10 protein-coding genes, 1 tRNA gene and 3 pseudogenes are annotated in these 13437 nt (G+C 69.6%); 8 read left to right on the top strand and 6 right to left on the bottom strand.

What is annotated here, in order from left to right; all coding sequences use genetic code 11:
- Window positions 1-2: 2 nt before the first annotated feature.
- A complete protein-coding gene (locus IEZ03_RS15015; RefSeq protein WP_184879048.1) occupies window positions 3-815 on the bottom strand; it encodes an EamA family transporter in 813 nt (270 codons plus the stop codon).
- 34 nt (window positions 816-849) lie between these two features.
- Here IEZ03_RS15015 and IEZ03_RS15010 point away from each other — a divergent pair, with 34 nt between their 5' ends.
- A complete protein-coding gene (locus tag IEZ03_RS15010) occupies window positions 850-1365 on the top strand; it encodes an Lrp/AsnC family transcriptional regulator (RefSeq protein WP_184879045.1) in 516 nt (171 codons plus the stop codon).
- A 390-nt stretch (window positions 1366-1755) separates the two neighbouring features.
- Window positions 1756-2055 (top strand): annotated as a pseudogene (locus IEZ03_RS38840) (hypothetical protein); the annotation flags it as partial.
- 102 nt (window positions 2056-2157) lie between these two features.
- Here IEZ03_RS38840 and IEZ03_RS15000 read toward each other — a convergent pair.
- The 3 genes and pseudogenes from IEZ03_RS15000 to IEZ03_RS14990 form a co-directional block, all read right to left on the bottom strand.
- A complete protein-coding gene (locus IEZ03_RS15000; protein WP_184879039.1) occupies window positions 2158-2589 on the bottom strand; it encodes a DUF4240 domain-containing protein in 432 nt (143 codons plus the stop codon).
- 125 nt (window positions 2590-2714) lie between these two features.
- Window positions 2715-3056 (bottom strand): annotated as a pseudogene (locus IEZ03_RS38835) (hypothetical protein); the annotation flags it as partial.
- Between the two features lie 289 nt (window positions 3057-3345).
- A tRNA-Gly gene (locus tag IEZ03_RS14990) sits at window positions 3346-3416 on the bottom strand.
- A gap of 81 nt (window positions 3417-3497) precedes the next feature.
- On the opposite strand from IEZ03_RS14990, the gene dcd reads away from it, so the two are divergent.
- The 4 genes and pseudogenes from dcd to IEZ03_RS14970 all read left to right on the top strand — a co-directional run bounded on the left by dcd (window position 3498) and on the right by IEZ03_RS14970 (window position 7409).
- Window positions 3498-4073: a dCTP deaminase gene (dcd, locus tag IEZ03_RS14985; protein ID WP_132047874.1), complete on the top strand. Its 576-nt coding sequence runs from the start codon at window positions 3498-3500 to the stop codon at window positions 4071-4073.
- A gap of 202 nt (window positions 4074-4275) precedes the next feature.
- Window positions 4276-5529 (top strand): quaternary amine ABC transporter ATP-binding protein, encoded by a 1254-nt coding sequence (locus IEZ03_RS14980; protein WP_184879036.1) that lies wholly within the window; start codon window positions 4276-4278, stop codon window positions 5527-5529.
- A gap of 130 nt (window positions 5530-5659) precedes the next feature.
- Window positions 5660-6352, top strand: a pseudogene (locus IEZ03_RS14975) (ABC transporter permease); the annotation flags it as partial.
- A gap of 163 nt (window positions 6353-6515) precedes the next feature.
- On the top strand, window positions 6516-7409 hold the full coding sequence (locus IEZ03_RS14970) for a glycine betaine ABC transporter substrate-binding protein (RefSeq protein WP_132047880.1): 894 nt from the start codon (window positions 6516-6518) through the stop codon (window positions 7407-7409).
- 96 nt (window positions 7410-7505) lie between these two features.
- On the opposite strand, the gene IEZ03_RS14965 is transcribed toward IEZ03_RS14970, so the two are convergent.
- The gene (locus tag IEZ03_RS14965) at window positions 7506-8249 is read right to left on the bottom strand and encodes a ZIP family metal transporter (RefSeq protein ID WP_184879033.1); all 744 of its coding nucleotides are present in this window, start codon (window positions 8247-8249) and stop codon (window positions 7506-7508) included.
- 214 nt (window positions 8250-8463) lie between these two features.
- On the opposite strand from IEZ03_RS14965, the gene IEZ03_RS14960 reads away from it, so the two are divergent.
- Window positions 8464-10227 (top strand): AfsR/SARP family transcriptional regulator, encoded by a 1764-nt coding sequence (locus IEZ03_RS14960; protein WP_184879030.1) that lies wholly within the window; start codon window positions 8464-8466, stop codon window positions 10225-10227.
- Window positions 10228-10306: 79 nt separating this feature from the next.
- Here the strand turns inward: IEZ03_RS14960 and IEZ03_RS14955 are convergent, their stop codons facing one another.
- Window positions 10307-12454 carry a (Fe-S)-binding protein gene (locus IEZ03_RS14955; RefSeq protein ID WP_184879027.1) on the bottom strand — a complete coding sequence of 716 codons (2148 nt, stop codon included), beginning with the start codon at window positions 12452-12454 and terminating at the stop codon, window positions 10307-10309.
- 304 nt (window positions 12455-12758) lie between these two features.
- Between IEZ03_RS14955 and IEZ03_RS14950 the strand changes: the two genes are divergently transcribed.
- Window positions 12759-13340 carry a TIGR03086 family metal-binding protein gene (locus IEZ03_RS14950; protein ID WP_184879025.1) on the top strand — a complete coding sequence of 194 codons (582 nt, stop codon included), beginning with the start codon at window positions 12759-12761 and terminating at the stop codon, window positions 13338-13340.
- The last annotated feature ends 97 nt before the right edge of the window (window positions 13341-13437 follow it).

The raw sequence follows: 13437 nt of genomic DNA, 5'->3' as shown, positions 1-13437 counted from the left end.
TTTCAGCCGGGGTCGCGGTGCGACGCGACACCGCCGATCACCAATGCGATCCCGGCGGCCTCGGCGGTGGTCGGGAACTGTCCGAGCACCAGCGCGCCCGTCACCGCGGCGGTCGCCGGCAGCAGGGACGTCATCAGCGCGTACGTCGCCCTGGGCAGGCGTTCCATGGCGAGCTGGTCGAGCACGTACGGGATCACCGAGGAGCAGATCCCGACACCGAGCCCGGCGGCGAGCACCGCCGGGTCGGACGCGGCCGGCAGCGCCGGCGCCGTCCCGAACGGCACCACCAGCACCGCGGCCGTGACCATCGCCGCCGCCAGCCCGTCCACGCCGCCGCCCGGACGGCGCGCCATCCGATGCGCGAGCACGATGTAGACCGCGAACAACCCCGCGTTGGCGAAGGCGAACGCCAGGCCCACGGGTTCGCCCGCCAGTTCGGCGTCGGTCAGCAGAGCCACGCCGCCCACGGCCGCGATCAGGGCGAGCACGTTGCGGGCCGTCCGGGCTCCCAGCGTGGCCAGGGCGACGACCGGAAGGAACTCGATCGCCGCGACGGTGCCCAGCGGCAGCCGGTCGATGGCCAGGTAGAACGTGGTGTTCATCGCCGCGAGGACCGCGCCCCACGCGGCGACCGTCCGGTCGATCCGGCGGAGAGCCGGACGGCGCCACGCCGCGAACACCACGGCCGCGCCCCAGATCCGCAGCCCGGCGACGCCGAGGGGCTCCAACTGCGCGAACAGCAGGACCGCCAGCGCCGGCCCCAGGTAGTGGAAGACGGCGCTGCCGACGAAGTACCCCGACGGCGGAAATGGCATGGCCGTATCGTCGGGCAATCTTTAACCTGGCGGAATGGCCAACAGAAGGAGCCGGCCCGGCCGTGCCTTCGAATCCAAGGAACTCGACGACATCGACCTTCGGATTCTTGCCGAGCTCCAGCGGAACGCCCGGACCAGCCACGCCGAGCTCGGCCGCCGGGTCGGCCTGTCGGCGCCCGCCGTGGCCGAGCGGATCCAGCGGATGGAGAGCACCGGAGTGATCGTCGGCTACCACGCCACGGTCGATCCGCGGGCGCTGGGCTTCCCGATCAGCGTGCTGGTCCGTGTCCGGCCCGCCCTGCGCGAGCTGCACCTGATCCCCAAGATCGCCGATGAGATCCCGCAGATCGTCGAATGCCACCGCATCACCGGCGACGACTGCTTCTTCTTCATCGCGCACCTGCGCTCAGTGGACGAACTCGAACCGATCCTCGACCGCTTCACCCCGCACGGCCGCACCACCACCTCGATCCTCCAGTCCGCTCCCGTGCCGCGCCGGCCCCTCCCCTGCGGGCCGTCCGACGCAGGCCCGGAGCACGTGCTGCCCTGATCCCTTCGCTAAACGGGTGCGGGCGCTTCGATGGACTGAACGTGCCTGAAGCCGTAGCCCGCACAGGAACGACCGGGTCCGCAACCGGGGCTCGCGCCGCCCGAAGAACGGTGCCACAACCTGCGCGAACAGTTCATCGAACGCGTCCGCCCACCCGGCCGGGCCGATCTCTTCTGCAGTGGGCGGCAAGACCACCGCCGATCGTCTGGTTCAGACACACCCACACGATCACAGCGGTGGCCGTTTCACTCCCGGGCCCCGGTCAGCCCGAGATCTCCTATTGGCGCCTGTCGTCAGAGCTGCGTGCAAGCAACTTCGAGCGAGGGATGAATCCCGCCAGGAGTGCCGTTCCCGGCATACCCCGAACGGCGCTCTCCCCGAACTCCCACTGAGTCCGGGTTCGCCGGACGGCTGGTCGGCTGGGCCGCCCAGACCCTGTGCACCACGATCGACATCGTCCGCAAACCCGCAGACCAGAAGGGATTCGCCATGCTTCCACGCAGGTGGGCGGTTGAGCGGACGTTGGCCTGGCTGACCGCGCACCGGCGGCTGGCCCGCGACTACGAACACCACCCCGCCACCAGCGAGGCCATGATCCGCTGGGCCGCCATCGGCCTCATGACCCGCCGCCTGGCCCGCGGTGGGCGACCCGCCGTCCGCCAAGGCCGACGCCCCCTCGCATACCAATAACAAGATCCTTCTCAAACACGCACTAAGACGTCTTCGCAGTTGTTGACGCAGGTCCTGCGGAGGTGGTCAACCAGCGTCTACACCTCGCGCCACAGGACGTGGCTACGGACCGGCCCAACCGGCGGCATTCGAGTACGACTCGTAGGAGTAGCGGGTGCTGCGGTCCCACTCCTCGCCGGTGATGTGCTCGTACGCGCGGTCGGGTACGTAGAGCAGGCTCTCTGCCCACACGAGTCCGGTGGCATATGGGACGAACTCCGCCGGATCTCCTAGGACTCCTTCGTAAGCATCCCGACCGGCAGCAACGACGGCAGCACGTGTGTAGAGGAAGGCGTCACCCGATAGATCGCAGCCGTACTCTCTGCGATCCAGACGGTAAAGCGCCCACGACAGGTATTCAGCGAACCCGATGACTTTGTACAACGGACCGGCGGCAAGGCGTGCCGTTAGCGTGGCCGCAAGATGCTCAGCATCCGGGTCAGGCGCTCCTGGCTTGCAGTCCTCGATGAGCAGCCAAAAGCCGTTCTCGTCCATGCGGCAGAGCATGCCGCATGGATCTGACAACGTGCGTGAACGCCCTGCCCCTGTTGGCCCGGCAAGCATGTCCTATGTCCTAGGACAGGAGTGACAGGGCCGCGACACCCGGCGCGGGCGTGGCGTCACGTCGTGCTTATTGCCCTTTCACGTTGAGTAGGGCTCGCATGGTTTCGGCTGGGGTGACGCAGCGGAAGCCGGTGTCGTCGTCGAAGGTGGAGGGTGCGCAGCGTAGGAATGGGCTTGTGAAGGCGCTGCCCTTCAGCTCGTAGCGGCCGGGTTCGGTCTCGGTGGAGCATCAGTCCCAGGTGTTGCCGCCCATGTCGTAGACGCCGTAGGGCTGACGCCGCTCGCGTAGCAGTCAACGGCGGTGGTGCTGCGCTTGCCGCCCTCTCGGCAGTTGACCTTCGCGGGGGTCCGCTGGTTGCCCCACGCGGGTAGATCTCGCCTCGGGTTCCGTGGGCTGCCTTCTCCCACTGCTGGGCGGTGGGGAGGGCCTTGGCGGACCACTGAGCGTAGGCGTGGGCGGCGCTGCGCTACCAACACAGGTCGGCCAAGGGTGACCGTATGATCGCCGATGGCCTCGATGCCCTCGTTCGTGAGGAGCGGGACCAGGACGACGAGGGGGACGACGGCGCGGCCGGGGCGCTGGTGCCGGTGGCCTAGTTGCACGCTAATTGCACGACAGTGATGGCAAGCAGAAACGATCAAGGCCCAGTGTCGGGGATCATGTCTTTGACCTGGGCCTTTGCGGTGAGCGGGTGACGGGAATCGAACCCGCGCTGTCAGCTTGGGAAGCTGAAGTTCTGCCATTGAACTACACCCGCGTGCGGGGGCCGGTGGGGCCTCCGTGCTGGGGATACTGTACCGGATCGTGGGTGGGGGTTGGGTGGGATAGCTTTTCTGGCGTGCTGCTCTCCGATCGTGACATCAGGGCCGAGCTCGAGTCTGGGCGGGTGAAGATCGACCCGTATGAGCCGGGTATGGTTCAGCCGTCCAGTGTGGACGTCCGGCTGGACCGGTGGTTCAGGGTGTTCGAGAACCACAAGTATCCGCACATCGATCCGTCTGTGGAGCAGCCGGATCTGACGCGGCTGCTGGAGGTGGAGGCCGACGAGCCGTTCGTGCTGCATCCCGGGGAGTTCGTGCTGGCCTCGACGTACGAGGTGTTCGGGCTGCCGGACGATCTCGCCGCGCGGCTGGAGGGGAAGTCCAGTCTGGGGCGGCTGGGGCTGCTCACGCACTCGACGGCGGGGTGGATCGACCCCGGGTTCGCGGGGCACGTGACGCTGGAGCTGTCGAACGTGGCGACGCTGCCGATCAAGTTGTGGCCGGGGATGAAGATCGGGCAGATGTGCCTGTTCCGGACGAGCTCGCCGGCGGAGTACCCCTACGGGGCGGCGCGGTACGGGTCGCGCTACCAGGACCAGCGCGGGCCCACGCCATCGCGCTCCTACCTCAACTTTCATCGGACGAAGGTGTAAGACGTGCTCGATTCGTGACCTAGATGTGACGGAAAGCACCGAAAGATGAAACATGTTCTCTGAACGGGTAGTTTCGGGCGACGCACTGGTTTGGCGTCTGGTTGACGATCTCTTTGCGTGAGGTCGTCTCGTCCGGGCGCCTGGACGGATAGGGCGACCCGTTTCCGCGCCACAGTCGGCAGTGGGAACCCGGAAGGAGATCGTGTCAGTACTCCGCGCGGAAAGCGTCACCAAGCTCTTCGGCCGTAAGACGGCCGAGGCCCAACGGAAGCTCAAGGCGGGCGCCGATCTCAAGGCCGTCCGTGACCTCGGGGTCACCCCGGCGGTGGTGGACGCCACGTTCGAGGTCCGCGAGGGTGAGATCTTCGTGGTCATGGGCCTGTCGGGGTCCGGCAAGTCCACGCTCATCCGGATGCTGAACGGCCTGCTCGGGGTCACGTCCGGCAGCGTCGAGATCGACGGCCAGGACATCGCGAAGATGTCGCCGAAGGCGCTGCGGACCCTGCGGCAGAACAAGGTCAGCATGGTCTTCCAGCACTTCGCGCTCTTCCCGCACCGGACGGTTCTGGCGAATGCCGCGTACGCGCTGGAGGTCCGCGGCGTCCCGAAGGAAGAACGCGAGAAGACGGCCCGGGAGTTCCTCAAACTGGTCGGCCTCGAAGGCTGGGAGGACAAAGTCCCCGGGCAGTTGTCGGGCGGTATGAAGCAGCGCGTCGGGCTCGCCCGGGCGCTGGCGTCCGGCACCCCGCTGATCCTGATGGACGAGGCGTTCAGCGCGCTCGACCCGCTGATCCGCCGGGAGGTCCAGGACCTGCTCCTGGATCTGCAGGGGCGGTTCGGCAAGACGATCGTCTTCATCACCCACGACCTGAACGAGGCCATGCGCATCGGCGACCGCATCGCGGTGATGCGGGAGGGCCGGATCGTGCAGATCGGGACGGCCGAGGAGATCCTCACCGACCCGGCCAACGACTACGTCGCGCAGTTCGTGGCGGACGTGGACCGCACCAGGGTGCTGACGGCGGCCTCGGTTATGGAGAAACCGCTGGTCACGGTACTGTCAACGACGGGCCCCCGGACGGCGCTGCGCACGATGCGCGAGCACCAGACCTCCGCGGCCTTCGTGATCGGGCGGGACCGGAAGCTGGTCGGGCGGGTCCGCGCCACGGTGATAGCGGACGCGGTCCAGGACAACGTCGCGAAGCTCGACGGCCTGATCGACCCGGAGGACCCGGAGCCCGTGTCGCCCGACACGCCGGTGGCGGACCTGTTCGTCAGGTGCGCCGAGAGCGACCTGCCGGTACCGGTCGCGGACGAGGAGGGCACACTGGTCGGCGTTATCCCCCGGGTGACGCTGCTGGCGGCGCTCGGATCGATCAACACGCACCTCGACGAGGTCGTCCACGAGGAGCCGGAGCTGGCGCTGACGAAGGAGGGCAGTGGCGTTGACGAGTGACGTGCTCGCGATCGAACTGCCCCGGGCGCCGATCGGCGAGTGGTTCGACAACCTGGTGAGCTGGTGCACCGACAACCTGTCGTGGCTGTTCGACGGGATCGGGTCGGCGATACAAGCGTCGGTGGACGCGCTGACCAGCGTACTGACGGGGCCGCCGCCGATCGTGCTGGCGCTGGTGCTGGCACTGCTGGCGCTGCTGGTGAGCGGCTGGAAGCTCAGCGCGTTCACGATCCTCGGCTTCGCGCTCATCGAGAGCATGGAGCTGTGGAAGGACTCGATGGACTCGCTGGCGCTGGTGATCGTGGCGGCGGCGGTGTCCACGGTGCTGTCGGTGCCGATCGGGATCGCGGCGGCGCGCAGCGACGTGGTGAGCCGCATCGTGCGGCCCGTCCTGGACTTCATGCAGACGATGCCGGCGTTCGTCTACCTGATCCCGGCGATCTTCTTCTTCAGCATCGGGGCCGTCCCGGGCGTGGTCGCCACGGTGATCTTCTCGATGCCGCCGGGGGTGCGGCTGACCGAGCTCGGGATCCGCGGCGTCGACCCGGAGATGGTCGAGGCGGGCGAGGCGTTCGGCACGCCGCCGAACCGGATCCTCACCCGGATCCAGATCCCGCTGGCCATGCCGTCGATCATGGCGGGCATCAACCAGCTGATCATGCTGTCGCTGTCGATGGTCGTCATCGCGGGCATGGTCGGCGCGGGCGGCCTCGGCGGGGTGGTGCTGGAGGGCATCAACCGGGTGGACGTCGCCAAGGGGTTCGAGGGCGGAATCGCGGTCGTCATCCTGGCCATCTACCTGGACCGCCTCACCGGCGCCCTGGGCCACGGCCCGAGCATGCTTCGCGCGCTGTTCGCGCGCGGCAGGAACGGCCGCGGGACGGCCACCCGCGGCACGGCGGCCCCCGTGGCCGACCGGGAGGCCGAGCTCGTCGGCTGACTCACCGCTCCCCCAGCTCCACATGCATGTCTACGAAAGGACGGGAATGCGCTTCAAGTTCAAGGGTCTGGCCGTCGCGGCCATGTCGCTGACGCTGGCGTTGACCGCCGCGGGATGCGGTGACTCCGACTCGGGCTCCGGCGGGGGCGAAACCGACAAGAACATCACGATCGGCATGGTCGCCGGCTGGGCCGAGGGTGAGGCCGCGACGCAGCTGTGGAAGCGGCTGCTGACCGACAAGGGGTACAACGTCGAGGTCAAGACCCTCGACACCGGGCCGCTGTACGCGGGCATGGCCAAGGGCGACGTGGACCTGTTCCTCGACGCCTGGCTGCCGGGCACCCACGAGGACTACTGGAAGCAGTACGGCGACAAGCTGGAGAAGGTCAGCGCCTGGTACGACTCGGCGCCGCTGACGATCGCGGTGCCGGAGTACTCGCCGCTGCAGTCGCTCGAGGACCTCAAGGGCAAGGGCGGCACGTACGACGGCAAGATCATCGGCATCGAGAAGAGCTCCGGCCTGTACCGGGTGTCGCAGGAGGAGATGCTCCCCGCGTACGGCCTCAAGGACGAGTTCACGGTGACGACGTCCTCGACGGCGGCCATGCTCACCGAGCTGGACAAGGCCGTGAACGCCAAGAAGGACATCGTCGTCACGCTGTGGCGCCCGCACTGGGCCTACTCGAAGTACCCCATCCGCGACCTGAAGGACCCGAAGGGCGCGATGGGCAAGCCGGACGGCATCTACACCGTCGCCCGTGAGGGCTTCTCCGAGGACCAGCAGGACGTCACCGGCTGGCTGAAGAAGTTCCGGATGACCGACGAGCAGCTCGGGACGCTCGAGGACCTGATGGAGAACAAGTACAAGGGCAAGCCCGACGAGGCCGTGGACGAGTGGCTGAAGTCCAACGCCGAGTTCGCGCAGTCCATGACGGGCTGATTTCCTTCGGGGACGTTAGTTCCCAAGGCGACAGAGGGTCGTCCGGGTGCTCCCGGACGGCCCTCTGCCTTTGCTCGCAGGGCCTTTCCCATGTCCTCAATGGGCCAGGCTGACGATGAGCAGGACGGCCGCCAGGCCGAGTCCGGTCGCGCACAGGGTCATCACGCGGGGGTGGACGCTATGGGCCTCCGGCAGGATCTCGGCGGCGGCCAGGTAGAGCAGGACGCCGGCGAAGCCGCCGAGGTACGGGCCGAGGACGGCGTCGGGCACCCGCACGACCGTGCCGAGCGCGGCGCCGGCGATCGGGGCGGTGGCGTTGGCGAACAGCAGCACGACGGCGGGCCGCCGGTCGGCGCGGTTCAGCGACGCGGCGGTGACGGTGTTGAACCCGTCCGCGAACTTGTGCACGATCACGGCGAGGGCGACGAAGATCCCCACCTCGGTCCCGGACTGGAAGCCGAGGCCGATGCTGACGCCGTCCATCAGGCTGTGCACGACGAGCGCGGACGCGGTGACCAGCCCCGCGGATCCGCCGACGTGCGCGTGGACGTGCACGTGCGGGGCGTACTCGTGCTCGTGGGCCCGGTGGATCACCACGGCCTGCTCCACGACGTGCAGCAGCAGGAACCCCGCGGCGAAGCCGATCATGGGGGCGGGGACGCCGAGCGGGGAGTGCCGGGTCAGCTCCAGCGACTCGGGGATCAGGTCGAACGCGACGATCCCGAGCATCAGGCCGCCGGCCAGTCCGAGGACGAGGTGCCGGTTGTCGCGCACCCGCATCGCCGCGAGGCCCCCGGCGAGGGTCGTCAGGAACGCGAGGAGGGAGACGAGCACGACCATCCCTGGGTCTTACCAGGGTGACCCCGCCGCAACCCCCTCCCGCGTCCTGACACGCCGCCGGACGCCGCCGAAACCGGGCAGGACGATGGCCCCGATGTCAAGTCGGCGCCGGAACGGCGCGGAGGCGCGGTCGGTATGCTGCGATCACTGCGGCGGGACTGCGGGAGCCCTGCCGCGGCGCCGGAGACGGCGGCGCACCGGACGGTGAGCGGAGGTGGTCACGCTGCCGGGCGGAACCTCGTCACTGCGCTTCGAGATCCTCGGCCGGCCGTCCGCGTGGCGGGACGGGAGGGAGCTCGACCTCGGCCCCGGGAAGCAGCGGGCGGTGCTCGCCGTGCTGCTGCTGTCGCCGAACCGGCCCGTCCCGACCTTCTCGATCGTGACGGCGGTGTGGGGGGACGAGCCTCCCGACAACGGCGCGAACGTCGTCCAGAAGTACATCGCCGGGCTGCGGCGCGTCCTCGAACCCGACCGCTCGCCGCGCGCCCCGGGGCGGCTGCTGACGCGGAGCGGCGCGGGGTACGCGCTGAACGTCCCGCAAGGCGGCCTGGACGCCGAACTCTTCCAGAAGCGGGTGCGGGCGGCGCTGGCCGTGCGGGCGGCCGGTGACGCGGCGCGGGCGGCGGCGGAGTTACGGGAGGCGCTGACGCTGTGGCGCGGAACGGCGCTGGCCGGGCTGACCGGGTCGTTCTTCGACGCGGCGCGGGAGCGGCTCGACGAGGAGCGCGCGGCGGCGCTGGAGGCGTCCGCCGAGATCGGGCTGGAGCTGGGGGAGCACGCACGCCTGGTGCCCGAGCTGATCCGGCTGGTCGGCGAGTTCCCGCTCCGGGAGGGGTTCCGCCACCAGCTGATGCTGGCGCTGTACCGGTGCGGCAGGCAGGCGGAGGCCCTGGCCGCCTACCGGGACGCACGCGACTTCTTCGCCGAGGAGTTCGGCGTCGAGCCGGGGGAGCGGCTCCAGAACCTGCACGTGGGCATCCTGCGCGCCGATCCCGCGCTGGCGTTACCCGCCGCGCAGAAGCGGAGCGAGCCGGCGCCGCAGCCCAGCCAGGCTCCGCAGCCCAGCCAGGCGGTGCCGCCGCCTCGGGAGCCGACCGTCCTGCCGGTGCCCCCTGGAGGCGTCGCCGGGCCGCGCTTCGCCGACGCTCCCGCGATGCCCCGGCTCGCTCCCCCGGGCCCGGCGCCGGCCTTCGCGCACCCGATGGCCGTGCCCGCCGCGCGGCGGCTCCCGTGGCCGCTTCGGGCCATCCTGGTGTCGCTCCCCCTGCTCACCTTCGGAACCGTGACGTGGGCCGCCGTCACCTACTTCGCGGCGCGCCGCCGCAGCCTCCCCCTCGCGCTGGCGGCGGTCGGCTACCTCGCGCTGACGGTCCTCTGCTTCGTGGCCGTGGACCTGACCGACGTGGAGCGGACGACCTGGTGGGACCTGCCGCTCGGCATCTCGCTGCTGGGCACGGTGTTCGGCGGTGCCGTCCACCTCGCCATCCTCACCGCGGGGCCGACCGGGCCCGGATTCGCCGGCGAGGCGGGGACGCTCGGCGTCCCGCTGATCGAGCGCCGGGTCCGCCGCGAGCAGGCCCGCTCCCTGGTGACGCACTACCCGTCGATCGCGCACCGGCTCCGCGTCGGCCGCCCCGACCTGCCCCGCAAGTTCGACGACGGGGGCCTCGTCGACGTCAACTCGGCGCCCGAGGGGCTGCTCTCCGCGCTGCCCGGCCTGGACCCGTACCACGCGAAGCTGCTCGTCCTGGCCCGGACGGCGCAGGGCCCCTTCACCTCCACCGAAGACCTCGTCCGCCGGGAGATCCTGCCTCCGTGGATGCTGCACGGGCTGCACGAGGTCCTGGTCGCGGTCCCGCCCGTCCTGGAGGGCGGCGCGGACGGTGAGCTGGACGGCGGCATGGACATCACGTCGGCCGCGGTGGCGGAGCCCGAGGCGGCGACCGGCGCCGTGCTCCCGCCCGAACCGCCCCGCTGACCGCGCACCGCCCCGCCGACCGCGCAACGCGAAGGACCCCCGGCCGAAGCCGGGGGTCCTGGCGCTGCGCGCGCGACCGCTACTCGGCGGCGACCGTCTCCTTCTCGGGGGCGGTGCCTTCGCCCTTGACGGAGCGGATCAGGAGCTGGGAGACGTCCACGACCTCCAGCGACTCCTTGGCGTCGCCCGAGTTCTTCTTCTCGTTGATGGCGTCGCCCAGCATGACCAGGCAGAACGGGCACGCGGTGGACACGGTGTCCGGGTTCGTCTCCAGCGCCTCGTCCACGCGCTCGGTGTTGATGCGCTTGCCGATGCGCTCCTCCATCCACATCCGCGCGCCGCCGGCGCCGCAGCAGAAGCCGCGGTCCTTGTGGCGGTGCATCTCCTGCGTCTTGACGCCGGGGACGGTCGCCATGATGTCGCGCGGCTGCTTGTAGACCTTGTTGTGCCGGCCCAGGAAGCAGGGGTCGTGGTAGGTGATGCTCTCCTCGATCGGCGTGACCGGAGTGAGCTTCCCTTCCTCGACCAGGTGCGCGAGGAGCTGGGTGTGGTGGACGACCTCGTAGTTCCCGCCGATCTGCGGGTACTCGTTGGCCAGGGTGTTGAAGCAGTGCGGGCACGTCGCGACGATCTTCTTCGCGCCCGCGTCGTTCAGCGTCTCGACGTTCTGCTGGCCCAGCATCTGGAAGACGAACTCCATGCCGAGGCGGCGGGCCGGGTCACCGGTGCACGCCTCCATGGGGCCGAGGACGGCGAACTTGACGCCCGCGATGTGCAGCAGCTCCGCGACGGCCTTGGTGGTCTTCTTGGCGCGGTCCTCCAGGGCGCCGGCGCAGCCGACCCAGAACAGGTACTCGGTCTCCTCGGGGAGCTTGTCGTCGACGACCTCGACCTCGAAGTCCAGCTCCTCGATCCACTCGAGGCGCTTCATCTCGGACATGCCCCACGGGTTGCCCTTGTTCTCGAGGTTCTTCAGCATGACGCCGGCCTCGGACGGGAACGAGGACTCGATCATCACCTGGAAGCGGCGCATGTCCAGGATGTGGTCGATGTGCTCGATGTCGACCGGGCACTGCTCGACGCAGGCGCCGCAGTTGGTGCACGACCACAGGACGTCCGGGTGGATGACGCCGTCGTCGCCGACGAGCGCCTTGTCCACCTCCATGGCGAGCTTCTGCTCGTCGGTGAACTTCTGCTTCTCCTCCTCCGAGGCGACCATGTAGGGCGCCTTGGCGAGCGCGTGGTCGCGCAGTTCGAGGACGAGCATCTTCGGCGACAGCGGCTTGCCGGTGTTCCAGGCGGGGCACTGCGACTGGCAGCGACCGCACTCGGTGCAGGTCGCCATGTCGAGGAAGCCCTTCCAGGTGAAGTCCTCGATCTTGCCGCGGCCGAAGACGTCCTCGTCGGGGTCGGCCTCCTCGAAGTCGAGCGGCTTGCCGTCCGACATCATCGGCTGCGCGGCGCCGAGGCCGTCCGGGCGGCGCTTGAACATGACGTTCAGCGGCGCCAGGAAGATGTGCAGGTGCTTGGAGTGGACGACGAACACCAGGAAGACGAGCGCGACGCCGATGTGCAGCAGCAGGCCGACCGACTCCAGGACCTCGAGGGTGCTGTCGCTCATCCCCTCGAAGAGGTTGCCGGTGAGGTGGGAGAAGTAGGCGGCCCCGCCGTAGCCGAAGTTGTCGCGGGCGACCTCGACGCCGCGGAAGAAGAACATCGTCCAGATCACGTTGAAGATCATGAACAGCGTGATCCAGGCGCCGGACAGGTGCGAGCCCTTGAACCGGGACTGGCGCCCGATCCGCTTCGGCGAGTTCTTGACGCGGATGGCCGTGAAAGTGATCAGGCCGGCGAGGCAGGCGAGGGCGATGGTGTCCTGCACGAAGCCGACCGGCCCCCAGGTCTGCAGGAACGGAATGTGCGCCTCAAGCCCGAACAGCAGCTGGACGGCCGCTTCCCCGTAGACGGTCGCCAGGAGGAAGAACGCCCACATGACGGCGAAGTGCGCGGCGCCGGCGATGGTCCACTTCAGCAGCTTGCGCTGCCCGAAGACCTCGACCGCCTGACCCTCGACCGCGCTCTTGGGGTCCCGCTTGACCTGCAGCGTCCGTTCGGGGTCGGGCTGGCCGCTCTTGGCGATCTGATACAGGAACAGCACCCGCCGACCGGCGAGCGCCAGAGCGACCGCCGTTCCGGCGAGCCCAATGACCAACGTGATCCAGAACACTGTTCCGTCCTCCTGGGGTACGGGCGATGGCAGTCAGCGTAGGGCTCGCGACAGACTGCGCTTCATCCGGGGCCCGAATACTACTCGGTAGTAGTTTATGCGTCACATTCGCAGGTCAGCCCACAGTACGGCGATCCGGAGACCATTCGCGAACCGGCCCGCGTTACGTCACGTCCCCCATACCTTATGGATTCCGCATATCGCCGGGCACCGGGCCGATGAGTACGGGCCGGACCACGAGTCCATATCCGCGGGCGGGACCGACCCGCCGACCGCCACCGGACCGTACGACGGAGGTGCCCACATGACCTCGAAGCCCGACCTCACACCCGCCGCCCGGCGGATGGCCGAACTGCTCGCGGGCGTCCGCGACGACCAGCTCACCGCGCCCACCCCGTGCCCCGGCATGCCGCTCGCCGCGCTCATCGAGCACATCGGCGGGCTGAGCCTGGCGTTCACCTGGGCGGCCGCCAAGCGGTTCCCCGACGGGCCGTCGCAGCCGCCGTCCGCCGACGCCGCGAACCTCCCCGCGGACTGGCGCACCCTCTACCCCGAGCGGCTCGCCGCACTCGCCGCCGCGTGGCGCTCCCCCGAAGCCTGGGAGGGCGCCACCCAGGCGGGCGGCGTGGACCTGTCCGGCGAGGAGGCCGGCCACGTCGCGATGAACGAACTGGTCGTGCACGGCTGGGACGTCGCCCGCGCCAGCGGCCAGCCCTACGACGCGGGCAAGGACGAGATCGACACCTGCCTCGCCTTCGTCGCACCGGCCGTCGAACAAAGCGGCGGCAAGGGCATCGAGGGCCTCTTCGGCCCACCGGTAGAGATCCCCGCCAACGCCCCCGCCCTGGACCAGCTGATAGCCCAGACCGGCCGAAACCCCTACTAGCCCAGGGGGCGACCCCCTGGAACCCCCGCTCCGCACGGCGGGTCCTGCGACCTGCGCTCGCTGCACTCGCTCCGGCCGCAGAACCCGTGGGGTGCGG

Origin of the sequence: Actinomadura livida, assembly GCF_014648675.1 — a bacterium.
GTDB lineage: Bacteria > Actinomycetota > Actinomycetes > Streptosporangiales > Streptosporangiaceae > Spirillospora > Spirillospora livida.
Note: the sequence above shows the minus strand (reverse complement) of the source record. Positions and strands in the feature narration are given on the sequence as shown.

Coding starts and splice junctions, on each gene's coding strand:
- IEZ03_RS15015 (WP_184879048.1), bottom strand. CDS start 815: ATGCCATTTCCGCCGTCGGGGTACTTCGTCGGCAGCGCCGTCTTCCAC.
- IEZ03_RS15010 (WP_184879045.1), top strand. CDS start 850: ATGGCCAACAGAAGGAGCCGGCCCGGCCGTGCCTTCGAATCCAAGGAA.
- IEZ03_RS15000 (WP_184879039.1), bottom strand. CDS start 2,589: ATGGACGAGAACGGCTTTTGGCTGCTCATCGAGGACTGCAAGCCAGGA.
- IEZ03_RS14970 (WP_132047880.1), top strand. CDS start 6,516: ATGCGCTTCAAGTTCAAGGGTCTGGCCGTCGCGGCCATGTCGCTGACG.
- IEZ03_RS14965 (WP_184879033.1), bottom strand. CDS start 8,249: ATGGTCGTGCTCGTCTCCCTCCTCGCGTTCCTGACGACCCTCGCCGGG.
- IEZ03_RS14950 (WP_184879025.1), top strand. CDS start 12,759: ATGACCTCGAAGCCCGACCTCACACCCGCCGCCCGGCGGATGGCCGAA.